This window comes from uncultured Nocardioides sp. (genome assembly GCF_947489365.1).
Classification (GTDB): Bacteria; Actinomycetota; Actinomycetes; order Propionibacteriales; family Nocardioidaceae; genus Nocardioides.
Genome location: NZ_CANLDB010000003.1, coordinates 26,210 through 52,049, shown reverse-complemented (window position 1 = coordinate 52,049; position 25,840 = coordinate 26,210). Strand labels below are relative to the sequence as shown.

Genomic DNA, 25,840 nt, shown 5'->3' with positions numbered 1-25,840 from the left:
GCCGGCGTCGGCCCGGGGGCCGCGGAACATCGCTGCCCTAGCATCGGTTGAGCCCCGTGAACCCTCCCGCCCGGCCAGGACAGCCCGGCGAGCACCCGATCCGAGGAGCAGCACCCCATGAGTGAGCAGACCGCGCAGGCCGCCGAGACCCGCAACGTGATCGTCGTCGGCTCCGGTCCCGCCGGCTACACCGCGGCCGTGTACGCCGCCCGGGCGAACCTCGAGCCCCTCGTCTTCGAGGGTTCGGTCACCGCCGGCGGCGCGCTGATGAACACCACCGAGGTGGAGAACTTCCCCGGCTTCCGCGACGGGATCATGGGGCCGGCCCTCATGGACGAGATGCGCGCCCAGGCGGAGCGCTTCGGCGCCCAGCTGGTCGCGGACGACGTCGTCGACCTCGACCTGACCGGCGACGTGAAGGTCGTCCGGACCGCCGACGGCGAGTTCCGCGCGCACGCGGTCGTCCTCGCCACCGGCTCGGCGTACAAGAAGCTGGGCCTGCCGAAGGAGGACGAGCTCTCCGGCCGCGGCGTGTCCTGGTGCGCGACCTGCGACGGGTTCTTCTTCCGTGACCAGGAGATCGCGGTGGTCGGTGGTGGCGACTCCGCCATCGAGGAGGCCACCTTCCTGACGCGCTTCGCGAAGAAGGTGTACCTGCTCCACCGCCGTGACGAGCTGCGCGCCTCCAAGATCATGCAGGACCGCGCCTTCGCCGACCCGAAGCTCGAGATCGTGTGGGACACCGAGGTGGCCGCCATCAACGGCGCCGACCGGCTCGAGGGTCTCACGCTGCGCTCCACCACCGACGGCACCGAGCGTGACCTCGCCGTCACCGGCCTGTTCATCGCGATCGGGCACGACCCCCGTTCCGAGCTGCTGACCGGCCAGGTCGACCTGGACGACGAGGGCTACGTGCTGGTCGCCCCCGACTCGACGGCGACCAACGTCCCGGGCGTCTTCGCCTCCGGCGACCTCGTCGACCACCGCTACCGCCAGGCGATCACGGCCGCCGGCACGGGGTGCGCCGCGGCGCTGGACGCCGAGCGCTTCCTCGCCGCCCACGAGCAGGCGGGCGCCCCGGCGACCGACTCGGCGCAGACCACCGAGGACCAGGTCGGCCTCCACGCCTGAGGCGGAAGAAACCGGGTACCCCCGGCGTTCTGACACCACACCCCGCAACACCCGAGACATCCCGAGGAGCATCCGATGGCCAACATCTCCGCCGTCACCGACGCCGAGTTCGACACCCAGGTCCTGCAGTCCGACAAGCCCGTGCTGGTCGACTTCTGGGCCGAGTGGTGCGGCCCCTGCCGCCAGGTGGCCCCGATCCTCGACGAGATCGCCGACGCGCACGGCGACAAGATCACCTTCCTGAAGATGAACGTCGACGAGAACCCGGTCACCCCGGCGTCCTACCGCGTCACGGGCATCCCGACGATCAACGTCTACTCCGGTGGCGAGGTCGTGAAGAGCATCGTCGGCGCCAAGCCCAAGGCCGCGATGCTGAAGGAGCTCGACTCCTTCATCGCCTGATCCGCAGCGTCACGACAGCCCCGGGAGGTCCGCCTCCCGGGGCTTCGTGCTGCGTGGGGCCTCCCGCGACGTCCGGCCGGCGGGGGCGGCCCGCCCCGGCAACGGGCGTACGCCGGCGCGCAGTCGCTCCCAGGCCTGCTCGACACCGCCGCGCCAGTCGACCGCGGCCCGGAGCTCGAGCCGCCAGCGCGACACCACCGGGTGCGCCCGCCGCTCGGTGAAGCCCACCGCCGCGCAGAAGCCCGGCGGCCGCAGGCACGGCTCGGTCGCGTCCGCGGTCCTGGTGGCCGACCCGGCGAACGTCTCGACGGCGGGCACCCGCGGGCCGTGACGGTCCACCAGCTCGCGGGCCATCGAGCGCACGAGGTGCCGGCCCAGCCCTCCCCCGCGGTGGTCGGGGTGGACCCACAGCTCGGCCAGGACGAGGGCGTCGCGCGACACCGGCGCGGTCGGCACCCGGCCGAGCCCGGGCAGGTGGGCCGGCGGGGCGTAGACGACGTACGCCACGGGGACGCCGTCGAGACGGCTGACGAGCCCGCAGCCACCCCAGGCCTCCCGGACCTCGGCGATCCAGGCGGCCTTGTCCACGACGCCACCGCCCGGGGTCCTGAGCCAGCCCGTGCACCCGGCGAGGGCCGCGAGCGCGTCGACGTGCGCAGGCTCCAGGTCGACCGTCCTGCGCGCCACCGGCTTCTCACCTCCGCGGTCCGGCCCGCGACCCGCGCGTGCGGGGTGGGCCGTCATCGTCCATGCTAGGAGGGTCATGGACCACACCCCAGCCCCCGCCGGACGTACGCGCCTCGACTCCTACGTCGACCGCTACGCCGCCCGCACGGCCGGCATGACCGCCTCGGAGATCCGCGCGCTGTTCTCGGTCGCCTCGCGGCCCGAGGTGGTCTCGCTCGCGGGCGGCATGCCGAACATCTCGGGCCTGCCCCTCGACGTCGTCGGCGGCGCGATCGCCGACCTGATCTCGGAGTCCGGACCCACCGCGCTGCAGTACGGCTCGGGCCAGGGCACCCCGGAGCTGCGGGAGCAGATCTGCGAGGTGATGGCGCTCGAGGGCATCTCCGCCCACCCGGACGACGTGGTGGTCACCGTCGGCTCCCAGCAGGCCGTCGACCTCGTGACCCGCATCTTCTGCGACCCGGGCGACGTCGTCATCTGCGAGGCGCCGTCGTACGTCGGGGCGCTGGGCGTCTTCAAGGCGTTCGAGTGCGAGGTCGTCCACGCGGAGATGGACGAGCACGGCCTGCGTCCGGACGCCCTGCGCGCCGCGATCGCCGCCGTCCAGGCGTCCGGTCGCCGGATCAAGTTCCTCTACACGATCCCCAACTTCCACAACCCGGCCGGCGTCACGCTGTCGGCCGAGCGGCGCCCGGAGATCCTCGAGATCTGCCGGGAGGCCGACGTCCTGATCCTTGAGGACAACCCGTACGGGCTGCTCGGCTTCGACCAGGCCCCGATGCGCGCCCTGCGGGCCGACGAGGCCGAGGGCGTCATCTACCTGGGCTCGTTCTCCAAGACCTTCGCCCCGGGGTTCCGGGTCGGGTGGGCGCTCGCGCCGCACGCGGTGCGGGAGAAGCTCGTGCTGGCCCAGGAGTCCGCGACGCTCTGCCCGCCGTCGTTCTCGCAGATGGCGGTGTCCTCGTACCTGCGGGAGCACGACTGGCAGGGCCAGGTGAAGTCGTTCCGGGAGATGTACCGCGAGCGCCGCGACGCCATGGTCGACGCCCTCGAGGACCTCATGCCCCCCGGCTGCAGCTGGACCGTGCCGTCCGGCGGCTTCTACGTGTGGCTCACGGTGCCCCCGGGGGTCGACACCAAGGCGATGCTGCCGCGCGCCGTGACCGCCCGGGTCGCGTACGTGCCGGGCACCGCGTTCTTCGCGGACGGCTTCGGCTCCTCGGCCATGCGGCTGTCGTTCTGCTACCCCACGCCCGAGCGGATCCGGGAGGGCGTCCGACGCCTCGCGGGCGTGCTCGAGGAGGAGATGGAGCTCCGTGCGACCTTCGGCGCCACCGGCAGCCACGAGGCCCTCACCCGCAGCCGGTACGACGGACCCGGCAGCGACCAGGCCTGAGAGGCGGTCATGACCACCGATCCCCCGAGCACCCCTCCCCCGGCCACTCCCCCGGCTGTCGGCCGTGTCGTCGTCGTCGCCGGCGGTCTGTCGCACGAGCGCGACGTCTCGCTGCGCTCCGGGCGCCGGGTCGCCGACGCCATGCGCAGCGCGGGCCTCGAGGTGGAGCAGCTCGACGCCGACGCCACCCTCCTGCCCCGGCTCGCCGAGGACCCGCCTGCCTGCGTCGTCCCGATGCTGCACGGCGAGACCGGCGAGGACGGCGCCATCCGCGAGGTCCTCGAGCTCCTCGACCTGCCGTACGTCGGCGCCGTGCCCACCGCCTGCCGCGCGGCGTTCGACAAGCCGACCGCGAAGGCGATGGTCAGCCGCGCCGGGGTCCACACCCCGGCGTCGGTCTGCCTGCCGCACGAGACCTTCCGGGAGCTGGGGGCCGCCGCGGTGATGTCGGCCCTCACGGACCGGCTCGGGCTGCCCCTCATGGTCAAGCCGGCCCGCAGCGGTTCGGCCCTGGGCTGCAGCGTCGTCCGCACCCCCGCCGACCTGCCCCACGCGATGGTCGACGCCTTCGCGTACGGCGCGCTGGCCCTCGCCGAGCGCTTCGTCTCCGGCACGGAGGTCGCGGTCGGCGTCGTCGACACCGGTGACGGACCGCGGGCGCTGTCGCCGGTCTCGATCCACCCCGACGGCGGCGTCTACGACTACACCGCGCGCTACACCGCCGGCTCGACGGAGTTCCAGGTCCCCGCGACCCTGTCCCCCGAGCTCGCCGAGGAGTGCGCGAGGGTCGCCGTACTCGTCCACGAGACCCTGGGCCTGCGCGACGTCTCCCGCTCCGACCTGATCGTGGACGACGAGGGCACCGTCTGGTTCCTCGAGGCCAACGTGGCCCCCGGGTTCACCGAGACCTCGACGGTCCCGCTCGCCGTCAGCGCGGACGGGCTCGACCTCGGGGCGCTGTTCTCCCGGTTCGTGGACACCGCCGTCGCCCGGGGGGTGCACCGTGCGTGACCTGACCTACCCGCCGATCGTCGTGGCGGCGAAGACCGCGTTCCGCCTGCTCGGGCAGAAGTTCGTGATCACCGGCGCCGAGCACATCCCCCGCACCGGCGGCGCCCTCGTGGCCTACAACCACATCGGCTACGTCGACTTCATCTACGGTGGCCTCGCCGCGCAACCGTCCAAGCGCCTGGTCCGCTTCATGGCCAAGCGGGAGATCTTCGACCACCCGGTCGGCGGCCCCCTGATGCGCTCGTTGCACCACATCGAGGTGGACCGCGCCGAGGGCCTGGCGTCGTACCAGGCCGCGATCGACATGCTCCGGGCCGGCGAGGTCGTGGGTATCTTCCCCGAGGCCACCATCTCGCGGTCGATGGAGATCAAGGAGCTGAAGACCGGAGCCGTGCGTCTCGCGGCCGAGGCCGGCGTCCCGCTGGTCCCGGTGGTCATGTGGGGCACCCAGCGGATGCTGACGAAGGACCACGAGAAGGACTTCTCGCGCGGCAAGACGATCGCCCTCACCGTGGGCGAGCCCCTCCACCCGGACGGCACCGACCCCGCCGGGGAGACCGCCGCCCTCCGCTCCCGGATGCAGGAGATGCTCGCCGACACCATCGAGGCCTACCCCGACGGCCGCCCGCCCGGCGCCTGGTGGCTCCCCGCGTCGTACGGCGGCGGCGCCCCCACTCCCGACGAGGCCCTGCGTCTCGATGCCGAGGAGAAGCGCGAACGCGCCCGCCGCCGGGCCGAGAAGCGCGCCAAGAAGGGCTGATCAGCCCCGTCTCCCCTGGGTGCTCACGGATCGTTGTCGCCCTGTCGTCATGGCGACCTGTCGCTTTGTCGACACGTCGACGAGTGGATTGGTCGACATCCGCTGTCGATGGGCCGCACGCGGTAGCGGTCACGGCTCTCTGGACTGCCGTTTCTGCACAAACGGCAGCTCTCCGGCCTCCCACGCTGCCGTTTCGCACAAAACGGCAGCGCTGCGTGAAGCCTCGACCGTGCCCGAGACCGCCCGGAGAGCGGTCAGATCGGGCGGTCGGTGCGGTTGCGGGGGTCGATGACGTCCGCGATGCGTCGGAGGTCGTCGACCGAGGCGAACTCGATCGTGACGCGGCCGTGGCTGCGACCCATGTCGACCTTGACCCGGGTCTCGAGACGGTCGCCGAGCCGGTCGGCCACCTCGGCCAGGTCGGGGTCGGGCTCCGTACGTCGCCTGGGGCGGCGAGTCGTCCCTCCCGGCTCCCCCACGGCGACGATCTCCTCCAGCGCGCGCACGCTGATGCCCTCGGCCACGACGCGCGACGCGAGACGGTCCTGGAGGGCGGGGTCGTCGACCGACAGCAGCGACCGCGCGTGGCCGGCGGACAGCACGCCGGCAGCGACGCGGCGCTGGACCGCCGGGCTGAGACGGAGCAGCCGGAGGGTGTTGCTGATCTGGGGCCTGGACCGGCCGATCCGCTGCGCGAGCTCGTCGTGGGTGCAGCCGAAGTCCTCCAGGAGCTGCCCGTACGCCGCGGCCTCCTCGAGGGGGTTGAGCTGGGAGCGGTGGAGGTTCTCCAGCAGCGCGTCGCGCAGCATGTCGTCGTCGTCGGTCTCACGGACGATCGCCGGGATGCGCTCCAGACCGGCGGCCTGGCTGGCGCGCCAGCGGCGCTCCCCCATGACGAGCTCGTACGTCTCGTCACCGGTGGGACGCACGACGACCGGCTGCAGCAGGCCGATCTCACCGATGGAGTGCACCAGCTCGGCCATGGCCTCCTCCTCGAACACCGCACGCGGCTGACGAGGGTTGGGCACGACCTGACCGATGGGCAGCTCGGCGAAGAAGGCCCCGGTGTCGTCGACCAGGGCCGGCTCGGTGGACACGGCGGCCGACGTTTCACGTGAAACCACGTCAGCGGCGGTGTCTCGCGGCTCGCTACCCGTCCGTTCGGACTCTGTTTCACGTGAAACAGTGGTCACGTCGGCCCCGGAGCCATCCGAAGGGTCTGCAGCAGGTGCCGTGGGGATGAGCGAGCCCAGTCCACGGCCCAAGCCGCGGCGGGGCGGCTGCTTCGCGGTCACGCCGGGGCCCCCCGCTCCACGATCTCCTTGGCAGCACCCAGGTACGACAGGGCGCCGGGGGAGCCCGGGTCGTAGGTCATCACCGACTGACCGTACGACGGCGCCTCCGACACCCGGACCGACCGGGGGATCGAGGTCTTCAGGACCTGCGGCCCGAAGTGCTCCCGCACCTCCTGCGCGACGTTGGCGGCGAGGCGGGTGCGGGCGTCGTACATCGTGATGAGGATCGTGGACACCACCAGCTCCGGGTTGAGGTGCTCGTGCACCATCCGCACCGTCTCCAGCAGCTGACCGAGGCCCTCGAGGGCGTAGTACTCGGCCTGGATCGGGATCAGCATCTCCGCGCCGGCGACCAGGGCGTTCAGGGTGAGCAGACCGAGCGACGGGGGACAGTCGACGAGCACGTAGTCGTACCGCTCCTCGCCCACGGCCTCCTCGGAGCCCACCCTCGGGTGGTCCAGGATCGCAGCCCGGAGGCGACGCTCCCGGCTGTCCAACGAGACCAGCTCGATCTCGGCGCCCGCCAGGTCGATGGTCGCCGGGACCACCCGGAGGAGCTCGAGGTCAGGACACTGCTGCTCGACCGACTGCAGGTCCACGCCGTCCACCAGGACGTCGTAGGTGCCGACGGTACCGCGCGCGTGCGCGACGTTCAGGGCGGTGGAGGCGTTGCCCTGCGGGTCGAGATCGACCAGGAGCACCCGCTGCCCCAGCTGCGCGAGCGCTGCCGCCAGGTTCACGGACGTGGTGGTCTTGCCCACCCCGCCCTTCTGGTTCGCCACCACGACCACCCGGGTCGAGGTCGGCCGCTCAGCGATGGGGCGGGACGCCGCGTCCTGACGGGCCAGCACGCTGTGCTCGGCCGCTCGTGCGAGCGGCGTCGTCTCGTCGTGCAGGCTCGGGACGCCGGCGGCGAGGTCGGCCGCGGTCGGGACGGGCGCCGGGCGGGACGGTGTTTCACGTGAAACCACGCGGAGATCTCCTCCGGTCGGAATGGGACGAGCGGGCGCGGGGGAGCGCCTGGTCAGGCCGACGTGCGGCCGGTCAAACGTACTCGGGACTCGCGCAGACGCACGACCCGGACCACGGTGCTCGGCGGATCGACCACGCCGACACCGACCTGGAGGACCTCGGGCTCCGACGCACCGCTGCGCGCCCAGGACGCCGGGCGCACGGCCTCCACCTCCTCCGAGGCCCGCGCACCCTTCAACGCCAGGACCTCCCCGCCCAGGCGAGCCAGCGGAAGGCTCCAGCCCATGAGACGGGGGAGTGGGGCGACGGCGCGCGACGTCACCACGTCGGCCCTGGCCGGCGCGTGATCCTCGGCGCGGCCACGGGCGACGACCACACCGGTCAGGCCGAGGGAGTCCGCCACCTCGCCCAGGAAGACCGTCCGGCGCTCCAGCGGCTCCACCAGGGTCACCCGCAGGTCGGGGCGGGCGATGGCGAGGACGATGCCGGGCAGCCCCGCACCGCTACCGACGTCGACGACGTGGACCCCCGGCGCCAGCAGCTCGGTGAGGACCGCACAGTTCATCACGTGCCGATCCCAGAGCCGATCGGCCTCGCGAGGCCCGATGAGACCCCTCTCCACCCCGGCCGTCGCCAGCAGCTCGACGTACGCCGCAGCGAGCGGCAGGCGGTCACCGAACAGGCGTTCCGCGGCCCCGGGCACGTCCCCGCCGGCGGACGAAGTCACCGCAGGGGACTCAGCGCGGGGGAAGGATGACCACGTGGCGACGCGGCTCGGCACCCTCGGACTCCGAGACCAGCCCCGCAGCGGCCACGGCGTCGTGGACGACCTTGCGCTCGAAGGCCGACATGGGCTCGAGCGACACGGCTTCGCCCGAGGAGCGGACGGACTCGATCTCCTTCTCCGCCAGCGAGACGAGAGCGGCACGGCGCTCAGCGCGGTAGTCCGCCACGTCCAGCATCAGACGCGAACGCTCACCGCTCTCACGGTGGACCGCCATGCGGGTGAGCTCCTGCAGGGCCTCGAGGACCTCGCCGTCGCGGCCGGCCAGGTGCTCCAGCCCCTCGCCGACGATGGAGACCACGGCCCGGTCCCCCTCGACGCCGATCACGAGGTCGCCGTCCAGGTCGACGATGTCGAGGAGCTCCTCGAGGTAGTCCGCAGCGGTGTCGCCCTCGGCCTCGAGCCGCTGCGCCCGGGACGGGCGGCCCGGGGCGTCCGTGCCGCCGTCGTGCTCCGGGGTGGGGGAGTCGCCGGCGTCGAGGTCGGCGTCGACCGGGGAGTCGACCTGGGAGGGGTCCGTGGCCATGGGGGCTCCTGCGCTGTCAGGGCCGCCGGGACGGGCGACCGGGTTACGGGACGGAGAAACGGGGTCCGCCCGGGGGCGGACGGCGCTCAGCGCCGCTTCTTGGACTTCTGGGGGTGCTTGCGCGGCGGCGTCGACGCCGACGGTTTGGGAGCGTTTGCGCTGGTTCGCGTCCGCTCGCTGCGCGTCTGTCGCTTGGGCTGCTGACGCCCCGTGGGGGAGCCGGGCGCCGGCGCGTCGGACTCCACGACTGCGGTCGTCGTCCCGCCGGTCTCGGTGACCGGGTCGACCACACCACCCTTGCGGAGCTTCTTCTCGCGCTCCCGCTCCTCCTTGGCCTTGAAGGCCGGAGTGCCGGGGGCGGGGTTGCGACGGATGATGTAGAACTGCTGGCCCATCGTCCACAGGTTCGTCGTGGTCCAGTAGACGAGGACGCCGATCGGGAACGCCACGCCACCGATGGCGAAGACGGGCGGGAGCACGTAGAGGAGCATCTTCTGCTGCCGGGCGTACGGGCCGTTCAGCGCCTCGGGCGGCATGTTCTTGCTCATCAGCTGGCGCTGCGTGAGGAAGGTCGTCGCCGTCATCGCCAGCACGAGGACCACGGCGAGGATGCGCACCTCGATCCCACCGGGTTCCGGGTTCACCAGCGTGCCGGCGATCGGGATCGACCCGAACAGGTCGGCGTTGCCGAACTGCTCGGCCTGGACAGCGTCGAGCACGCCACGCGGCTGACCCTTCGAGGCCCGGTCGATCATGCGGAACAGCGCGAAGAAGATCGGCATCTGCACCAGGAGCGGCAGGCAGGAGGCGAACGGGTTGGTGCCCGTCTCCTTGTACAGCTTCATCGACTCCTGGGCGAAGCGCTCCCGGTCGTGGCCGTACTTCTTCTGCAGCTCGCGGATCTGCGGCTGGATCAGCTGCATGTTCCGGCTCGAGCGGATCTGCTTGACGAACAGCGGGATCAGCGCCGCGCGGATCACGATCGTGAGGCCCACGATCGACAGCAGCCAGGAGGCACCGCCCGCGGGGTCCAGGAAGGTGCTCAGCACGGTGTGGAAGCCGACCATGATGAACGAGACGACGTAGTACAGCGGCGTCATGATGAAGCCGCCGATGGCACTGAAGAACTCGATCACGTCAGGCTCCTGGGGTGCGGGGGACGGCCGCGTGCTCGGCGCGGACGGGGACGGGGTCGTAGCCACCGGCGGCCCACGGGTGGCAGCGCAGCAGACGGCGGGTGGCCAGCCACGTGCCGCGGAGGCTGCCGTGCTCGCTCACGGCGCCGAGCGCGTAGGCCGAGCACGACGGGTGGTAGCGGCACACCTCCCCGTACAGCGGGCTGATCACCGCGCGGTAGAGGCGCAGCAGGGCGACGAGCACGTGCCTCACGCGGAGCCCCCGACCTCGCCGGCCCGGCGCAGGCAACGGTCGACGTCACGGCCGAGGTCGTCGTACGACGCTGCGGCCGACGCGGGCAGCGCCCGCACCACCAGCCGTGTCGAGGGGGACAGGCCGGAGAGGCGTTCGCCCACCAGGTGACGCAGCCGCCGCCGCACGCGGTTGCGCACCACGGCCCCGCCGACGGCTCGGCTGACGACCATGCCGACCCGGACGGGCCCGGACCCGTCACCCGGGGCGACGTGGAGGACGACGGTCCTGCTGCCGCAGCGACGGCCGCCCCGCACCGCGGCGTCGAACCCCGCGGAGCTCGTCAGGCGGTTCGCTGCGGGGAGCACTCAGACCGACAGGCTCTTGCGGCCCTTGCGGCGGCGCGAGGACAGAATCGAGCGGCCGGCGCGGGTCCGCATGCGCAGGCGGAAGCCGTGCACGCGGTGGCGGCGGCGGTTGTTCGGCTGGTACGTGCGCTTGCTCACGAGGATCTCCGTTGTCGGTGCGTGGTGCGAGGAAGGGCGCCGACCGTGATGGGCTGGGTGCTGGCTGCACCGGGCGCCCGGACGCACCACTGCGACGACGACCGCGGACGGACCGGCACCGAGCAGGACGGCAGGCACCCCTGGCACGGGGCGTGGTCCACCACGGTACGCGGCGGCGGAAAGGAGGGTCAAACCTCCGTCGCCCCGGTGCCGGGGCAGCCGTCCGGCGGGTCGCCGGCACGGGCGCCGAGCCTGTGGATGACGCCTTGCTCCGCGTCGAGCCTCCTTGTTAGGTTCGACGCCTTCGAGGTTCCCCCGACCCACCGGCCGACGCAGCCAGAATCCGCGTCACGACGGGCTGTCTCGAGAGTCAGACGCCCCCTCGACGGTCGTTGCACAGCCTGTGGAGAAGGTTGTGCAGAATACGCCGAGGTGGTCACCGCGGAGCCCGATCCGGAGCCGCGGGTGGAGCCAGACCCGACGAGGAGAGCCGTGGACGACGAGGCCGACCTGGACACCGTGTGGAGCAGCATCCTCGCGGACCTCGAGCCCAACCAGCGGGCCTGGCTGCACGCCAGCGCACCGGTGGTGCTGCAGAAGAACACCGCCGTCGTCGCCGTCCCGAACGACTTCACGCGCGACCGGCTCGAGAGCCGCCTGCGCACCAACCTGGAGGAGCGGCTCTCGCACGTCCTCGGCCGCGACATCCGCATCGCGGTGACCGTCGACCCCGACCTCGAGCGGGACGACGACGGCGACGGCGACGAGCCGATCGTCGTCGTGAGCGGCAACCCCGGGTCGACGAACGGCTTCGACGACATGTCGACATCTCGACCGACCTCCCGGCACGCCGACCTGTCCGGGCCGTCGGCCGCCCGGGGCTCCGACAGCACCCGGGAGACCGACGACCGGTTCGACCACCGAGCCGACGACCGCGACCGCGCCCGGGCCCGGGCCGGGCAGGACGCCGTGGTGGTGTCGCTGGACGAGTCCCGCCAGCAGCGCGCCGGCACCCACCCCGAGCCCGGGACCGGGCCCCGGACCGACGCCCTCGGAGACCGCGCGCCGGAGCGTGCCGCCGACCGGCAGACCGAGGCCGCCGACCTGCGGGCCCGCAACGCCGCCCACGAGACGCGGCTCAACCCCAAGTACACGTTCGAGAGCTTCGTCATCGGCTCCTCGAACCGGTTCCCCCACGCCGCCGCCATCGCCGTCGCCGAGGCCCCGGGCCGGGCGTACAACCCGCTGCTCGTGTACGGCGACTCCGGGCTGGGCAAGACCCACCTCCTCCACGCCATCGGCCACTACGTGCGCAACCTCTACCCGCGCACCCGGGTCCGCTACGTGTCGAGCGAGGAGTTCACCAACGAGTTCATCAACGCGATCCGGGAGAACCGCGCCGACCGCTTCCAGCGGCGCTACCGCGAGGTCGACGTCCTGCTGATCGACGACATCCAGTTCCTGGAGGGGAAGACCCAGACGCAGGAGGAGTTCTTCCACACGTTCAACACGCTCCACAACAACAACAAGCAGATCGTGCTGACCTCCGACCGCCCGCCGAAGCGGCTCGAGGCACTGGAGGACCGCCTGCGGAACCGGTTCGAGTGGGGCCTGATCACCGACGTCCAGCCGCCCGACCTCGAGACCCGGATCGCCATCCTCCGCAAGAAGGCGGCCATCGAGGGCCTCACGGTGCCGGCCGACGTCCTCGAGTTCATCGCGAGCAAGATCCAGACGAACATCCGCGAGCTCGAGGGCGCCCTCATCCGCGTCACGGCCTTCGCGAACCTGAACCGGCAGCCCGCCGACCTGACGCTCGCCGAGATCGTCCTCAAGGACCTGATCCCGGAGGGTGGGGAGCCCGAGATCACCGCGGCGACGATCATCGCGCAGACCTGCGGCTACTTCGGCGTCTCGATCGAGGACCTGTGCGGCCCCAGCCGCGGCCGCCACCTGGTGCAGGGCCGGCAGATCGCGATGTACCTGTGCCGGGAGCTCACGCCGATGTCCCTGCCCCAGATCGGCCAGGAGTTCGGCAAGCGCGACCACACCACGGTCATGTACGCCGAGCGCAAGATCGGCCGCCTGCTCGCCGAGCGACGCTCCGTCTACAACCAGGTCACCGAGCTCACCAACCGCATCAAGCTGCAGGCCCGCAGCAGCTGAGCCAGCAGCCGGCGCCGGCGTGGGCCGCCTCGTCCTCCACAGGGACCTGTGCGCCACGCCGGGCGACGCGACCCGGAGCCTGTGGTGGACCGACGAACCACACGCCCACGGCCTCCGGGTCCACACGATCGTGTAGTTCCACCCCGGCCGGATCCACAGGGTCCCCCACAGGCTCCGACGGACACGTGGCCCGGTGCTGCGGCGCACCGGCGAGTTCTCCACAGTTTCCACCGACGCTATGACGACGAAGACCCCGTACATCGACCTGCGAGAGCGGAATCCCCGAACGGACCGCGCCCTGTGGACAAGCGACTCGCCATGGCAGGATCGTGAGCCCCGCGACCGCACGAGACGGTCCGCGAGTGCACCCGAGGAGGACTCGTGAAGTTCCGTGTCGAGCGCGACGTGCTCGCCGACGCCGTGGCGTGGGCGGCCCGCAGCCTGCCGGTGCGGCCCAGCGTCCCGGTCCTCGCCGGCCTGCTGATCGAGGCGGCGGACGACGGGCTGCTGCTGTCGACGTTCGACTACGAGACCTCGGCCCGCGCCAGCCTCGACGCCGACGTGAGCGACACCGGCACCGCGCTGGTGAGCGGCCGGCTCCTCGCCGACATCTGCCGGAGCCTGCCCGCGAAGCCGGTCGAGATGGTCCTGGACGGCTCCCGGGTCCAGCTCACCTGCGGCTCCGCGCGGTTCAGCCTCCAGACGATGCCGGTCGAGGACTACCCCTCGCTGCCGTCGATGCCCTCCGCGACCGGGACGGTCGCCAGCGACGCGTTCGCGCACGCCGTCGCCCAGGCCGTCACCGCCGCGGGCCGCGACGACATGCTGCCCGTGCTGACGGGCGTCCGCGTGGAGATCGAGGGCTCCTCGATCGCCCTGCTCGCCACCGACCGCTTCCGGCTCGCCCAGCGCGAGCTCGGGTGGGACCCCCACAGCCCGGACGAGTCCGCGGCCGCCCTGGTCCCCGCCAAGGTCCTCGGTGACACCGCGAAGTCGCTGACCGTCGGCTCCGAGGTCACCATCGCCCTGTCCACCGGCGGCGCGGGGGAGGGGATCATCGGCTTCGAGGGCACCGGACCCGGCGGCGTCCGCCGGACGACGACCCGACTGCTGGACGGGGAGTTCCCCAAGGTCCGCAGCCTGTTCCCCTCCGAGCACCTCACGACCGCCCGCGTCGACAAGGCCGAGCTCGTCGAGTCGGTCAAGCGCGTCGCCCTGGTGGCGGAGCGCAACACCGCGGTCCAGCTCGCCTTCGGTGACGGCGTCCTCACGCTGGACGCCGGGTCGGGCGACGAGGCGCAGGCCTCGGAGTCGATCCAGGCCGACGTCACCGGAGAACCGCTCACCACGGGGTTCAACCCGCAGTTCCTCCTCGACGGGCTGACCGCGATCGACGAGCCGGTCGTGGAGCTCGCCTTCACCCAGGCCTCGAAGCCGGTCGTCATGAGCGGGGTGCCCCGCGACGGTGACGGTTCGGAGGCCGCGGCGGCCCCGGGCGGCCCGTCCGACTTCCGCTACCTCCTGATGCCGCGCCGCCTGCTGTCCTGACCCGCCCGGCGGCCACGTCACCACCCGCGGCACCACCCGAGACACCTCCGACAGACCCCGACACACCTGGGAGAGCGCGCGTGCAGATCGGCATGATCGGCCTCGGCAAGATGGGCGGCAACATGGTCGAGCGGCTGCGCGCCGCCGGCCACGACGTCGTCGGCTACGACCGCGACCCGTCCCTCTCGGACGTCGGCTCGCTCGACGAGCTCGTCGAGCGGCTCGAGGCGCCGCGCACCGTGTGGGTGATGGTGCCGGCCGGCGGGCCCACCCACGACACGGTCACCGCCCTCAAGGACCTCCTCGCGGACGGCGACCTGGTCGTCGACGGCGGCAACTCGCGGTGGACCGACGACCAGGCCCACGCCGCGGACCTCGCGGAGCGCGGCATCCGGTTCGTCGACTGCGGCGTCTCGGGCGGCGTCTGGGGTCGCGAGAACGGCTACGCCCTCATGTACGGCGGCGAGGCCGAGGCCATCGCGCAGGTCCAGCCGGTCCTCGACGCGCTGCGTCCCGAGGGCGAGTTCGGCAGCGTCCACGCCGGCGCGGTGGGCGCGGGGCACTTCTCCAAGATGGTCCACAACGGCATCGAGTACGCGATGATGCAGGCCTACGCCGAGGGCTTCGAGCTGCTCGAGAAGGTCGACGTCGTCGACGACGTCACCGAGGTGTTCCGGTCCTGGCGCGGCGGCACCGTCGTCCGGTCGTGGCTGCTGGACCTCATGGTCGCGGCGCTCGACGACGACCCGGGCCTGTCGTCCATCGCGGGGTACGCCGACGACTCGGGCGAGGGCCGGTGGACCGTCGAGGCGGGCATCGAGAACGCGGTCCCAACGCCCGCGATCACCGCGGCGCTCTACGCGCGCTTCGTGTCGCGCCAGGAGGACTCCCCGGCGATGCGGGCGATCGCCGCGATGCGCAACCAGTTCGGCGGCCACGCCGTCAAGGGCTCCGTGGACCCCGGTGGCGACACCGGGCCCGAGCCCGACGCCCCCTAGCCCGTACGCCGACCCCGCGACCGCCCGTGCACGTCGTCCGCCTCGTCCTCGTCGACTTCCGGTCCTACCCCGAGGTCGAGGTGGAGCTGGGACCCGGTGCCACGGCGTTCGTGGGGCGCAACGGGCAGGGCAAGACCAACCTGGTCGAGGCGATCGACTACCTCTCCCGGCTCAGCTCCCACCGCGTCTCGAGCGACCAGGCGCTGGTGCGGGCGGGCGCCGAGCGGGCCCTGGTCCGCGCGGTGGTGGTGAAGGACGGCCGGGAGGCGACCCTCGAGGTCGAGCTGCACCCCGGCCGGGCGAACAAGGCCCGGGTCAACCGCTCGACCCTGCCCCGCCCGCGGGACCTGGTCGGCCTCGTCCGGACGGTGATGTTCTCCCCGGAGGACCTGGCGCTGGTGAAGGGCGACCCGTCCGAGCGCCGGCGGTTCCTCGACGACCTGCTGGTGCTCCGCGCGCCGCGGTTCGCGGGCGTCCGCTCCGACTACGAGCGCGTGCTGAAGCAGCGCAACGCCCTGCTCAAGAACCTGCGGGCCGGGGGCCACCGGCCCGGGACGGCGTCGGGGGACGCCGCGCTCGGGACCCTCGAGGTGTGGGACGAGCACCTCGCCCGCACCGGCGCCGAGCTGCTGGCCGCGCGCCTGCGCCTCGTCGAGGACCTGCGGGACCACGTCGGCGCGGCGTACGCCGCGGTGGCGCGGGGGGCGACCCGCGAGGACGCACGGATGACCTACCAACCCTCGTTGGAGCTGGACGGCGCCACCGACGTCGACGCCCTGGCGGCGACGCTGCTCGCGGAGGTCGCGCGACGGCGCCGCGACGAGATCGACCGTGCCGTGAGCCTCGTCGGTCCGCACCGCGACGAGCTGCTGCTCACCCTCGGCACCGGCCCGGGTCCCGACGCGGTGCGGCTGCCGGTGCGCGGGTACGCCTCCCACGGTGAGTCCTGGTCGACGGCCCTGGCGCTGCGGCTCGCCTCCTACGACCTGTTGCGCGACGACGGCGACGACCCGATCCTGATCCTGGACGACGTGTTCGCCGAGCTCGACGCCGAGCGGCGCACGCAGCTGGCTGACCTGGTGGCGGGTGCGGAGCAGGTGCTCGTCACCGCCGCGGTGGCCGAGGACGTGCCCCCGGGCCTGCGGGGCCGCCGGCACGACGTCGCCGGGGGCACGGTCAGCGTGGCTCGCGAGGCTGGTCCGGACGTGGGTCCCGGCACGAGACCCGAGGTGGGGGAGGGGGGCGGCGATGGATGACGACGACCAGGACGTCCCCGACGGCCCCGAGGCCGACGGTCCCGACCCCGACGAGGACGAGGACCGGGACCAGGACCGGGACTCCGGGCCCGAGCACGACGTGACGGGTCTCGACCTGGCCCGCTCGCTGATGCGGACGACGCGGGGCCGGCCGGCCACCGGCGGCCCCCGTCGTCCCGGTGGCGGTGGCGGCGGCTCGTGGGGCCGGGGCCGACGCCGGTCCCCGGGCGCCGACCTGCGGGGGACCGGGGCGCACCCGGACGACCGGGACCCCCAGACGGTCGAGGCCACGCTGTCGCGGCTCGTCGCCGAGCACGGCTGGGCCGGCGACCTCCGCGCGCACGGTGCGTTCGCGCGCTGGTCCGAGATCGTGGGCGCGGAGGTCGGTGCCCACAGCCGCCCGGAGGCCTTCACCGACGGCACGCTGGTGGTCGGCACGGACTCCACGGCCTGGGCCACCCAGCTCCGGCTGCTGGCGCCCACCATCCTGCGGCGGCTGAACGAGGAGCTCGGGCACGGCGCGGTGACCCTGATCGAGGTCAAGGGACCCAACCTCCCGTCGTGGACCCGGGGCCGCCGCTCGGTGCGCGGGTCCCGGGGGCCCCGCGACACGTACGGCTGAGCCGGCCCGTCGCGGCGGCCGGCCCGCGAGGGTCTTGACAGGAACGCCCGGGGAGCCCGTCAGACGGCTCGGAGAGCCGTCGACCCGTACCGGGGGCCGGAGGCGGCGCTCCGCGGCGGCCTCAGAGCCGTTTCCGGGCCGCTGAGGGCCATCCGAGCGGTGCGCCACCCTGCCTCCACAGGCGGTGTGACGTGTCTGAGGCCCTCAGACGCGCTAGGATCGCTTCGGAGTCGCAGGTGACGAGACCGCCCGGGCGAGCCCGGCGCGGCGGACGTGCCGCGACTCTTGTCGTGCCGGAGGCGAGGTCCGGCCCAGCGAGAAGAGGTCGGCCCAGGTGCCCGAGATCGACGACGTCCCGAACGACGCCCCCGACGAGCCCACGGACGAGGCCGTCGTCCCCGTCCCGTCGGGCTCGGACAACCGCGTCACGGCGGACTACGACGCCTCGGCGATCCAGGTGCTGGAGGGCCTCGAGGCGGTGCGCAAGCGCCCGGGCATGTACATCGGGTCCACGGGCGAGCGCGGCCTGCACCACCTGATCTGGGAGATCGTCGACAACGCCGTCGACGAGGCGCTCGCCGGTCACTGCGACCGCATCGTCGTCACGCTCACCGAGGACGGCGCCGTCCGGGTCGAGGACAACGGCCGGGGCATCCCCACCGACACCGCGCCCGGGCAGGACATGCCCGCGGTGACGATGGCGCTGACGATGCTGCACGCCGGCGGCAAGTTCGGTGGCGGCGGCTACAAGGTCTCCGGCGGTCTGCACGGCGTCGGCGTCTCCGTCGTCAACGCGCTGTCGTCGCACCTCGTGGTCGAGGTGAGGAACCGCGGCCACCTGTGGCGCCAGTCCTTCAGCCTCGGCGTCCCCGACGGCGACCTCGAGCAGGTGCGCGCGCTGGAGGACGGCGAGGGCACCGGCACCACCGTCACCTACTGGCCCTCGGAGGAGATCTTCGAGACCGTCGTCCACCACCGCGAGACGATCACGCGGCGCATCCGCGAGATGGCCTTCCTCAACAAGGGCCTCGAGATCGTCGTCCGCGACGAGCGGCCCGCCGCGGCCGAGGTCGTGGACGTCGTCGACGAGGAGCCGATGGACGCCGAGTCCGACGCGGTCGCGAAGGGCGGCGACGCCCCCCAGCGGGCCGACGACGGCAGCGCCGTGGAGTTCGTCTTCCGCTACGACCGCGGCCTCGTCGACTACGTGGAGCACCTCAACAAGCGCAAGGACCACGCCAACCCCACGGTCATCTCCTTCGAGGCGGAGACACCGGGCGACGTGGAGAACCACATGAGCCTCGAGGTCGCCATGCAGTGGAACACCAGCTTCACCGAGTCGGTCCACACCTTCGCGAACACGATCAACACCCACGAGGGCGGCACCCACGAGGAGGGCTTCCGCTCCGCGCTGACCTCCCTGGTCAACACCTGGGGCGAGACCTGGAACCTGATCAAGAAGGGTGAGCGGGTTTCAGGCGACGACGTCCGCGAGGGCCTCACCGCGATCATCTCGGTCAAGCTCGGCGAGCCCCAGTTCGAGGGCCAGACCAAGACCAAGCTCGGCAACACCGAGGCCCGCTCGTTCGTGCAGAAGATCATGTACGACCAGCTCGGCGCCTGGCTGGAGCAGAACCCCAACGAGGGCCGCGACATCGTCCGCAAGTCGCAGGCCGCGGCCCACGCCCGGGTCGCGGCGCGCAAGGCCCGCGACCTGGCCCGGTCCCGCAAGGGCCTCCTCGGCGGCGGCGGACTGCCCGGCAAGCTGTCGGACTGCCAGTCGACGAAGCCCGAGGAGTGCGAGGTCTTCATCGTCGAGGGCGACTCGGCGGGCGGGTCCGCCCGCCAGGGCCGCGACCCCCGCATCCAGGCGATCCTCCCGATCCGCGGCAAGATCCTGAACGTCGAGAAGGCCCGCATCGACAAGGTCCTCGGCAACGCCGAGGTGCAGTCGATCATCTCGGCGCTCGGCACGGGGATCCAGGAGGAGTTCAACCCCGACAAGCTGCGCTACCACAAGGTCGTGCTGATGGCGGACGCCGACGTCGACGGCCACCACATCAACACGCTGCTGCTGACGCTGCTGTTCCGCTTCATGCGCCCGCTGATCGAGCACGGCAACGTCTACATGGCGCAGCCCCCGCTCTACCGGCTGCGGTGGAACAAGCCCCACGAGCACGAGTTCGTCTACTCCGACTCCGAGCGCGACGCCCTGCTGCGCGCCGGCCAGGAGGCGGGCAAGAAGCTGCCGAAGGAGAACCCGGTCCAGCGGTACAAGGGCCTCGGCGAGATGAACGCCAAGGAGCTGTGGGAGACCACCATGGACCCCGACCAGCGGCTCATGCTGCAGGTCACCCTCGACGACGCCGCCCACGCCGACGAGATCTTCTCAATCCTCATGGGCGAGGACGTCGAGCAGCGTCGCGGCTTCATCCAGCGCAACGCCAAGGACGTCCGCTTCCTCGACATCTGACGCTTCCCGCACCCGACCCCACCGGAGGTCGAGGTGCGAGCAGCGTGCGCTTGTACTGAGCTTGTCGAAGTGACGAGCCACGAGACCCCGTGAGACGAGAGACCACTTCATGACCGAGTCCCAGACCCCGCCCGGCGGACGCGTCGAGCCCGTCGAGCTGCAGACCTCGATGCAGCGCGCCTACATCGACTACGCGATGGCCGTCATCGTCGGTCGCGCGCTGCCCGACGTCCGCGACGGGCTGAAGCCCGTCCACCGGCGCGTCCTCTACGCCATGTGGGACGGCGGCTACCGCCCCGACCGCGGCTTCTCCAAGTGCTCGCGCGTCGTCGGCGACGTCATGGGGCAGTACCACCCGCACGGCGACACCGCGATCTACGACACCCTCGTGCGGCTCGCGCAGCCCTGGGTGATGCGGGCGCCGCTGGTCAACGGCCAGGGCAACTTCGGCTCGCCGGGCAACGACGCCGCGGCGGCGATGCGGTACACCGAGTGCCGGATGGCGCCGCTGGCCATGGAGATGGTCCGCGACATCGACAAGGAGACCGTCGACTTCCAGCCGAACTACGACGGCCGCTCCTCCGAGCCCGTCGTCCTGCCCAGCCGGTTCCCCAACCTGCTGGTCAACGGCTCGGCGGGCATCGCGGTCGGCATGGCGACCTCGATCCCGCCGCACAACCTCCGCGAGGTCGCGGCCGGCGCCACCTGGGCGCTCGAGCACCCCGACGCCACCCGCGAGGAGCTCCAGGACGCCCTCATCGAGCGCATCAAGGGGCCGGACTTCCCCAACGGCGCCCTGATCGTCGGCACCCAGGGCATCGAGCAGGCCTACCGCACCGGCCGCGGCTCCATCACCCAGCGTGCGGTGATCGACGTCGACGAGGACGCCCGCGGGCGTACGACGCTCAACATCACCGAGCTGCCGTACATGGTGAACCCGGACAACCTCGCGCTGAAGATCGCCGAGCTCGCCGACTCCGGCAAGGTCCAGGGCATCGCCGACGTCCGCGACGACACCTCCGACCGCACCGGTCAGCGCCTCGTCGTCGTCCTCAAGCGGGACGCCGTCGCGCGGGTCGTGCTGAACAACCTCCTCAAGCACACCGAGCTCCAGACCAACTTCAGCGCCAACATGCTCGCGCTCGTCGACGGTGTGCCCCGCACGCTGTCGATCGACCAGTTCATCTCCAACTGGGTCGAGCACCAGCTCGAGGTCATCCGACGGCGCACCGAGTACCAGCTGCGCAAGGCCGAGGAGCGGGCGCACATCCTGCGCGGGCTCGTGAAGGCGCTCGACGCGCTCGACGAGGTCATCGCGCTGATCCGGCGCTCGCCCGACGTGGCGGAGGCGCGGGCCGGCCTGATCGAGCTGCTCGAGATCGACGAGCTGCAGGCGACCGCCATCCTCGACATGCAGCTCCGCTCGCTCGCGGCGCTGCAGCGCCAGAAGATCATCGACGAGCTCGCCGAGATCGAGGCGACCATCGCCGACCTCAAGGACATCCTGGCCAACGTCTCCCGCCAGCGCCTGATCGTCGCCGAGGAGCTGTCCGAGATCGTCGAGAAGTACGGCAACGACCGCCGTACGCAGATCATCGCCGCGGCCGGGGACATGTCGATGGAGGACCTCATCCCCGACGAGGCCCTCGTCGTCTCCATCACCCGGGGTGGCTACGCCAAGCGGACGCTCGCGGCGGCGTACCGGACCCAGCGGCGCGGCGGCAAGGGCGTGCGCGGCGCCTCGTTGCGCGGCGACGACGTGGTCGAGCACTTCATCGCGACCTCGAACCACCACTGGCTGCTGTTCTTCACCACGCAGGGCCGGGTCTACCGGACCAAGGCCTACAACCTGCCGGAGGCGTCGCGCGACGCGAAGGGCGGCCACGTCGCCGGGCTGCTGAGCTTCCAGCCCGACGAGCAGATCGCGCAGGTGCTGGCGATCCGCGACTACGCGCAGGCGCCGTACCTGGTGCTGGCGACGCGCAGCGGTCTGGTGAAGAAGACGCGGCTCGCCGACTACAACTCCCCGCGTCAGGCCGGCGTCATCGCGATCAACTTCCGCGAGGACGACGACGAGCTGATCGGGGCCGAGCTGGTCGACGGCGCCGACGACATCCTGCTCGTCTCGCGCAAGGGCCAGGCGATCCGCTTCCGCGCGGACGACACCCAGCTGCGCCCGATGGGCCGGGCGACGTCGGGCGTGACGGGCATGAAGTTCCGCGCCGACGACACCCTGCTGTCGATGTCCGTCATCCGCGCGGCGCAGGTGGCCGCCGAGGTGGCCGCCGGGCTGGACGAGGACACCTCGGCGGAGGACACCCCGGAGGTGCCCGACGCCCCGGCGACCTCCGTGGACCCGGCGCTGGTCAAGCCCCAGTACGTCTTCACCATCACCGACGGCGGGTTCGCGAAGCGGAGCCGCATCACCGACTACCGCCTGCAGTCCCGCGGCGGCCTCGGGATCCGGACGATGCAGCTCTCCGACTCCGACCGCGGGTCCCTCGTGGGCGCCTTCATCGTGGAGGAGGGTGACGAGATCCTGTCGATCACCCAGGCCGGGCAGGTCGTGCGGACGCCGGTCGACGAGAACCTGCGGCCGACCGGCCGGACGACCATGGGGGTCCGGTTCGTCACCCCCCGCGGCAACGACGCCGTCGCCGTGGTCGCCCGCTCCGTGGAGGCCGCCGTCGTCGAGGAGGCCACCGGCGAGCCGGCGGACGACGCGTCGGACGAGCTCACGAATGCGGACGGCTCGGCCCCGGATGCAACAATCGGTGACTCGACCGGCGACGACGTCACCCAGGACACCGGGGACGCCACCGAGGACGACGCCACTGTGGAGGATGAGGACTGATGGCTGCAGGTCGCGACGACCGGACGGCCCCGCCCGGGCCGGGACAGCAGACGGCGCAGCGTCCTCCCCGGCCGCCGGCGCCCACTCCGACGCCCGCCCCGCAGCAGCGGTCCGCGGCGCAGCAGCCGTCGGCGTCCGCGCCGACGCAGCCGACGCCGGCGCGCGACGAGGGTCGCGAGGACACGGCGGTGCGCCCCTTCACCCAGCGCGTCGCCGCCGCGGTCAGCAGCGCCGCCCGGCCCCCGCAGAAGGGGGAGTCCCGCGGCGCGGGTGCCGCGCTGGTCACCGGCGAGAACCGTGCGGTGCAGCCGCGCCGCAACGCCCCCGGGCGGGCGCCGCGCCGGGCGCGGCTCCGGCTGACCCGCGTCGATCCCTGGTCGGTGACCAAGACGTCGTTCCTGCTGTCGATCGCCTTCGGGATCGTGACCCTGGTCGCCGTCCTCATCGTCTGGTCGGTGCTCGGCGCCGCCGGCGTGTGGGAGTCGATCAACGCCACGGTCGCGAGCGTGCTGGACGGCGAGTCCGCCTCCGGCTTCGACGTCGAGAACTACGTGGGGACGTCCCGGATCCTCGCCTTCACAACGCTGGTGACGATCCTCAACGTCTTCCTCATCACCGCCGTCGCGACCCTCGGCGCGTTCATGTACAACCTCGCCGCCGCCCTGCTCGGCGGCATCGAGGTCACCCTGGCGGAGGACGAGAAGTAGGCCGCCACGGCCGGCGCCACAGCCCGAGATGGCCCGCCCCGGGCCCGTTTTGGGGCGGCTCGGAACGGTGCGGTAGTGTCACCGCCTGGTGATCGACGGCGCATCGCGCCCGGTCCCGGCGGGCCTATAGCTCAGACGGTTAGAGCGCTTCCCTGATAAGGAAGAGGTCACAGGTTCAAGTCCTGTTAGGCCCACCCTCGTCGTGTCCGCACCACGCACCACCGCCAGCACCACCCCAGCACCGGGAGCCCGAGTGAAGAAGCTGATGGTCCTCGTCCTCGCCGGCATCGGGGTCGCGTTCGCGAAGAAGAAGTACGACGACGGCCGCGCCGAGCAGGCCCTGTGGGCCGAGGCGACAGACCCGGTCGCCCCCGCTCGCCGCTGACGTACCCTCCACCCACCGCACCCTGCGGGGCCTTGGCGCAATTGGTAGCGCACCTGCTTTGCAAGCAGGGGGTTAGGGGTTCGAGTCCCCTAGGCTCCACCGACCCGGTCGGTCTCCTGACCGGCGGTCCTCACGTCCTCCTGTCCTGCTCCGAGCGGTCTGTGGAAAGGCTGCTGGTGGGGGCCGAAGTTCCCCTACCCTCGAACCAGCGACGACGCCGGTGCACGCCGGTCCGGCACCCGCCGTGGCGTCCAGGACCCACCGGGGAGGCGACATGCGCGGGCGCGGCAAGGACGACCTCGGCCGGGCGGACCGTCGCGGGGCCACCGTGCAGCGGGCGGTCACGGAGCGCCGGTTCGTCCTGGTCGCCGCCGGTCTGCTGATGCTCGCGGTGGGTGTCTTCGGCTACGTGCTCGGGGACGTGCCCGTCAGCACCGCCCGCACCCTGCTGCCGCTGCAGCTCGTCACCCCGCGGACCTTCGGGTGGCTCCTGTCGGCCGCGGGGGCGGTCACGCTCGGCCTGGCCGTGCAGCCCACGACGGTGCGCCTCGGCTACGGCGTCGCGGTGGGCTGCTTCGCCGTGATGGGGGCGTGGTTCCTCATCGGCTGGGTCAGCCACCCGGCCGCCGACACGCGTCCCCTCGCCTCGGCCGCGCTGTACCTGTTCCTGACGGGCGCGCTGGTCGTGCTCGCCCGCACGCCGGGTCGCTCCGACCGCTGAGCCCGGGCCGGGGGGCGTTCGTAGACTCGGAGACGTGTCCAGCAGCGTGCTCCGAGGCGTCCTCGCCCCCCGGCTGCTGCTCGCCCACGCCGTCGCGCTGGTGCTCGTCGCGATCGCCGTCGCCCTCGGGTTCTGGCAGCTCGGCGCGTGGACCGCGGAGCGCGAGGCGCAGGCCGTCGACCTCACCCAGGAGACGCCGCAGCCGATCGCGGACGTCGTCGGCCCCGACGACGGGTTCCCGGCCGACGCCCTGGGTCGTCCGCTCAAGGTGAGCGGCTCCTGGGTGCCCGACGGGAGCCTGACGATCACCGGCCGCGGCCCGGCGAGCGACGAGACCGGGGACGGCGTCTGGGCGGTGACGCCGGTGGCCGTGGACGGCGCCGGGGCCGAGCTGCTCGTCGTCCGCGGGTGGGCGCCCTCGGCCGCGGACCTGCCCGAGGCGCCGAGCGGGCCGGTCGACCTCGTCGTCCGCATGCAGCCCTCGCAGGCCGACGCCGCCCTGGTCGATCCCGACCCGGGCGACCGGGAGCTGCCCCAGCTGCGGATCGCGGACGCCGTCCAGCTCACCACCGCCGACCTGTACGGCGGCTACGCGGTCGCCGCGGAGCCCACCGCCGGGCTGGAGCCGGTCGAGGTGCCGGCCACCGAGGAGGTCGGTACCTTCACCGGCCTGCAGAACCTCCTGTACGCCGTCGAGTGGTGGGTGTTCGGCGGGTTCGCCGCCTTCGTGTGGTGGCGCTTCACCCGGGACGCCGTGCAGGCCGCGCGGCTCGACCCCGACGCCGACTCCGACGCCGGCCCCGACGTCGGCCCCGAGGTCGACCCCGAGCTCGATCCCGGGACGGCGCGGGTAGGTTCGTCGTCGTGAGGGGCGCGCTGCTGAGGTACCGGGTGATGGCGTCCGTCGTGGGCGTCCTGCTGATCGTGCTGTTCTTCGTCGCCACCCCTCTGTCCAACTTCGACGGCAGCAGCATGTGGAGATTCATCCCCGCCACGCCGGACTGGGTGACCCCCGGCAGCCCGGTGCAGGAGTTCGGGGCGTCGGTCAGCGAGATCCTGGGCGTGCTGCACGGCTGGCTCTACATGATCTTCCTCGTCTGCGCGTTCCTGCTGGCCCGGAGGGCCGGCTGGGACCTGACCTTCACCCTCGTGACCCTGGTGATGGGCACGGTCCCGGTGCTGTCCTTCTGGGCCGAGCACCGCGCCACCCGGCGGGTGCGGCACGAGCACGCCGACGAGCTCGTGGCGCCCGCCCGTCCGCCGGTGGCCTGA

26 protein-coding genes and 2 tRNA genes are annotated in these 25,840 nt (G+C 72.5%); 19 read left to right on the top strand and 9 right to left on the bottom strand.

What is annotated here, in order from left to right:
• Window positions 1-117 precede the first annotated feature (117 nt).
• Both trxB and trxA read left to right on the top strand, forming a co-directional pair.
• Window positions 118-1,131: a thioredoxin-disulfide reductase gene (trxB, locus tag Q0858_RS09270; protein WP_299053094.1), complete on the top strand. Its 1,014-nt coding sequence runs from the start codon at window positions 118-120 to the stop codon at window positions 1,129-1,131.
• Window positions 1,132-1,206: 75 nt separating this feature from the next.
• The gene (gene trxA, locus Q0858_RS09265) at window positions 1,207-1,533 is read left to right on the top strand and encodes a thioredoxin (RefSeq protein WP_299053091.1); all 327 of its coding nucleotides are present in this window, start codon (window positions 1,207-1,209) and stop codon (window positions 1,531-1,533) included.
• Between the two features lie 9 nt (window positions 1,534-1,542).
• Here the strand turns inward: trxA and Q0858_RS09260 are convergent, their stop codons facing one another.
• Window positions 1,543-2,220, bottom strand: coding sequence for a GNAT family N-acetyltransferase (locus tag Q0858_RS09260; protein WP_299053088.1), 678 nt, complete (start codon window positions 2,218-2,220; stop codon window positions 1,543-1,545).
• A gap of 76 nt (window positions 2,221-2,296) precedes the next feature.
• Between Q0858_RS09260 and Q0858_RS09255 the strand changes: the two genes are divergently transcribed.
• The 3 genes from Q0858_RS09255 to Q0858_RS09245 are packed head-to-tail and all read left to right on the top strand — an operon-like array spanning window position 2,297 to window position 5,387.
• Window positions 2,297-3,616 (top strand): PLP-dependent aminotransferase family protein, encoded by a 1,320-nt coding sequence (locus tag Q0858_RS09255; RefSeq protein WP_299053086.1) that lies wholly within the window; start codon window positions 2,297-2,299, stop codon window positions 3,614-3,616.
• A gap of 9 nt (window positions 3,617-3,625) precedes the next feature.
• On the top strand, window positions 3,626-4,627 hold the full coding sequence (locus Q0858_RS09250; RefSeq protein WP_299053083.1) for a D-alanine--D-alanine ligase: 1,002 nt from the start codon (window positions 3,626-3,628) through the stop codon (window positions 4,625-4,627).
• Window positions 4,620-5,387 carry a lysophospholipid acyltransferase family protein gene (locus Q0858_RS09245; RefSeq protein WP_299053081.1) on the top strand — a complete coding sequence of 256 codons (768 nt, stop codon included), beginning with the start codon at window positions 4,620-4,622 and terminating at the stop codon, window positions 5,385-5,387. The genes Q0858_RS09250 and Q0858_RS09245 overlap by 8 nt, the downstream gene beginning before the upstream one ends.
• A 254-nt stretch (window positions 5,388-5,641) precedes the next feature.
• Here Q0858_RS09245 and Q0858_RS09240 read toward each other — a convergent pair whose 3' ends face one another.
• The 8 genes from Q0858_RS09240 to rpmH form a co-directional block, all read right to left on the bottom strand.
• Window positions 5,642-6,484, bottom strand: coding sequence for a ParB/RepB/Spo0J family partition protein (locus Q0858_RS09240; protein WP_366916006.1), 843 nt, complete (start codon window positions 6,482-6,484; stop codon window positions 5,642-5,644).
• Between the two features lie 194 nt (window positions 6,485-6,678).
• Window positions 6,679-7,653: a ParA family protein gene (locus Q0858_RS09235; RefSeq protein ID WP_366916005.1), complete on the bottom strand. Its 975-nt coding sequence runs from the start codon at window positions 7,651-7,653 to the stop codon at window positions 6,679-6,681.
• A gap of 53 nt (window positions 7,654-7,706) precedes the next feature.
• On the bottom strand, window positions 7,707-8,381 hold the full coding sequence (rsmG, locus tag Q0858_RS09230; protein WP_299053077.1) for a 16S rRNA (guanine(527)-N(7))-methyltransferase RsmG: 675 nt from the start codon (window positions 8,379-8,381) through the stop codon (window positions 7,707-7,709).
• A 10-nt stretch (window positions 8,382-8,391) separates the two neighbouring features.
• Window positions 8,392-8,964 carry a R3H domain-containing nucleic acid-binding protein gene (locus tag Q0858_RS09225; RefSeq protein WP_299053075.1) on the bottom strand — a complete coding sequence of 191 codons (573 nt, stop codon included), beginning with the start codon at window positions 8,962-8,964 and terminating at the stop codon, window positions 8,392-8,394.
• Between the two features lie 86 nt (window positions 8,965-9,050).
• A complete protein-coding gene (gene yidC / locus Q0858_RS09220) occupies window positions 9,051-10,100 on the bottom strand; it encodes a membrane protein insertase YidC (protein WP_299053073.1) in 1,050 nt (349 codons plus the stop codon).
• A 1-nt stretch (window position 10,101) separates the two neighbouring features.
• Window positions 10,102-10,353 carry a membrane protein insertion efficiency factor YidD gene (gene yidD, locus Q0858_RS09215; protein ID WP_299053071.1) on the bottom strand — a complete coding sequence of 84 codons (252 nt, stop codon included), beginning with the start codon at window positions 10,351-10,353 and terminating at the stop codon, window positions 10,102-10,104.
• Window positions 10,350-10,700 carry a ribonuclease P protein component gene (rnpA, locus tag Q0858_RS09210; protein ID WP_299053069.1) on the bottom strand — a complete coding sequence of 117 codons (351 nt, stop codon included), beginning with the start codon at window positions 10,698-10,700 and terminating at the stop codon, window positions 10,350-10,352. Before rnpA ends, yidD begins: the two co-directional genes overlap by 4 nt.
• Window positions 10,701-10,838, bottom strand: coding sequence for a 50S ribosomal protein L34 (gene rpmH / locus Q0858_RS09205; protein WP_299053066.1), 138 nt, complete (start codon window positions 10,836-10,838; stop codon window positions 10,701-10,703).
• Between the two features lie 48 nt (window positions 10,839-10,886).
• Between rpmH and dnaA the strand changes: the two genes are divergently transcribed.
• From dnaA to Q0858_RS09135, 14 genes are all read left to right on the top strand, one after another.
• Window positions 10,887-13,004, top strand: coding sequence for a chromosomal replication initiator protein DnaA (gene dnaA / locus Q0858_RS09200; protein WP_366916011.1), 2,118 nt, complete (start codon window positions 10,887-10,889; stop codon window positions 13,002-13,004).
• Between the two features lie 381 nt (window positions 13,005-13,385).
• On the top strand, window positions 13,386-14,552 hold the full coding sequence (gene dnaN / locus Q0858_RS09195) for a DNA polymerase III subunit beta (RefSeq protein WP_299053062.1): 1,167 nt from the start codon (window positions 13,386-13,388) through the stop codon (window positions 14,550-14,552).
• Window positions 14,553-14,632: 80 nt separating this feature from the next.
• Entirely contained in the window at window positions 14,633-15,550 is a 918-nt protein-coding gene (gene gnd / locus Q0858_RS09190) for a phosphogluconate dehydrogenase (NAD(+)-dependent, decarboxylating) (protein WP_299053060.1), read from the top strand.
• A gap of 26 nt (window positions 15,551-15,576) precedes the next feature.
• Complete coding sequence (gene recF, locus Q0858_RS09185; RefSeq protein ID WP_299053057.1) at window positions 15,577-16,806, top strand: DNA replication/repair protein RecF; 1,230 nt, start codon at window positions 15,577-15,579, stop codon at window positions 16,804-16,806.
• Entirely contained in the window at window positions 16,799-17,428 is a 630-nt protein-coding gene (locus Q0858_RS09180) for a DciA family protein (protein ID WP_299053055.1), read from the top strand. Before recF ends, Q0858_RS09180 begins: the two co-directional genes overlap by 8 nt.
• A 334-nt stretch (window positions 17,429-17,762) precedes the next feature.
• The gene (gene gyrB / locus Q0858_RS09175; protein ID WP_299053051.1) at window positions 17,763-19,901 is read left to right on the top strand and encodes a DNA topoisomerase (ATP-hydrolyzing) subunit B; all 2,139 of its coding nucleotides are present in this window, start codon (window positions 17,763-17,765) and stop codon (window positions 19,899-19,901) included.
• 109 nt (window positions 19,902-20,010) lie between these two features.
• Complete coding sequence (gyrA, locus tag Q0858_RS09170; RefSeq protein WP_299053048.1) at window positions 20,011-22,755, top strand: DNA gyrase subunit A; 2,745 nt, start codon at window positions 20,011-20,013, stop codon at window positions 22,753-22,755.
• Window positions 22,755-23,462, top strand: a complete 708-nt coding sequence (locus Q0858_RS09165; RefSeq protein WP_299053045.1) for a DUF3566 domain-containing protein — start codon at window positions 22,755-22,757, stop codon at window positions 23,460-23,462. The genes gyrA and Q0858_RS09165 overlap by 1 nt, the downstream gene beginning before the upstream one ends.
• Before the next feature lie 120 nt (window positions 23,463-23,582).
• A tRNA-Ile gene (locus tag Q0858_RS09160) sits at window positions 23,583-23,656 on the top strand.
• A 59-nt stretch (window positions 23,657-23,715) separates the two neighbouring features.
• The gene (locus Q0858_RS09155; protein ID WP_299053043.1) at window positions 23,716-23,847 is read left to right on the top strand and encodes a DLW-39 family protein; all 132 of its coding nucleotides are present in this window, start codon (window positions 23,716-23,718) and stop codon (window positions 23,845-23,847) included.
• A 26-nt stretch (window positions 23,848-23,873) separates the two neighbouring features.
• Window positions 23,874-23,946, top strand: a tRNA-Ala gene (locus Q0858_RS09150).
• Window positions 23,947-24,121: 175 nt separating this feature from the next.
• Entirely contained in the window at window positions 24,122-24,568 is a 447-nt protein-coding gene (locus Q0858_RS09145; protein ID WP_299053041.1) for a hypothetical protein, read from the top strand.
• A gap of 34 nt (window positions 24,569-24,602) precedes the next feature.
• Window positions 24,603-25,436: an SURF1 family protein gene (locus Q0858_RS09140; protein WP_299053038.1), complete on the top strand. Its 834-nt coding sequence runs from the start codon at window positions 24,603-24,605 to the stop codon at window positions 25,434-25,436.
• A complete protein-coding gene (locus Q0858_RS09135) occupies window positions 25,433-25,840 on the top strand; it encodes a DUF3817 domain-containing protein (protein WP_299053037.1) in 408 nt (135 codons plus the stop codon). Before Q0858_RS09140 ends, Q0858_RS09135 begins: the two co-directional genes overlap by 4 nt.

Coding starts and splice junctions, on each gene's coding strand:
- Q0858_RS09250 (WP_299053083.1), top strand. CDS start 3,626: ATGACCACCGATCCCCCGAGCACCCCTCCCCCGGCCACTCCCCCGGCT.
- gyrA (WP_299053048.1), top strand. CDS start 20,011: ATGACCGAGTCCCAGACCCCGCCCGGCGGACGCGTCGAGCCCGTCGAG.
- trxB (WP_299053094.1), top strand. CDS start 118: ATGAGTGAGCAGACCGCGCAGGCCGCCGAGACCCGCAACGTGATCGTC.
- Q0858_RS09225 (WP_299053075.1), bottom strand. CDS start 8,964: ATGGCCACGGACCCCTCCCAGGTCGACTCCCCGGTCGACGCCGACCTC.
- trxA (WP_299053091.1), top strand. CDS start 1,207: ATGGCCAACATCTCCGCCGTCACCGACGCCGAGTTCGACACCCAGGTC.
- Q0858_RS09255 (WP_299053086.1), top strand. CDS start 2,297: ATGGACCACACCCCAGCCCCCGCCGGACGTACGCGCCTCGACTCCTAC.
- dnaA (WP_366916011.1), top strand. CDS start 10,887: ATGGGCTGGGTGCTGGCTGCACCGGGCGCCCGGACGCACCACTGCGAC.
- Q0858_RS09165 (WP_299053045.1), top strand. CDS start 22,755: ATGGCTGCAGGTCGCGACGACCGGACGGCCCCGCCCGGGCCGGGACAG.
- Q0858_RS09180 (WP_299053055.1), top strand. CDS start 16,799: ATGGATGACGACGACCAGGACGTCCCCGACGGCCCCGAGGCCGACGGT.
- Q0858_RS09145 (WP_299053041.1), top strand. CDS start 24,122: ATGCGCGGGCGCGGCAAGGACGACCTCGGCCGGGCGGACCGTCGCGGG.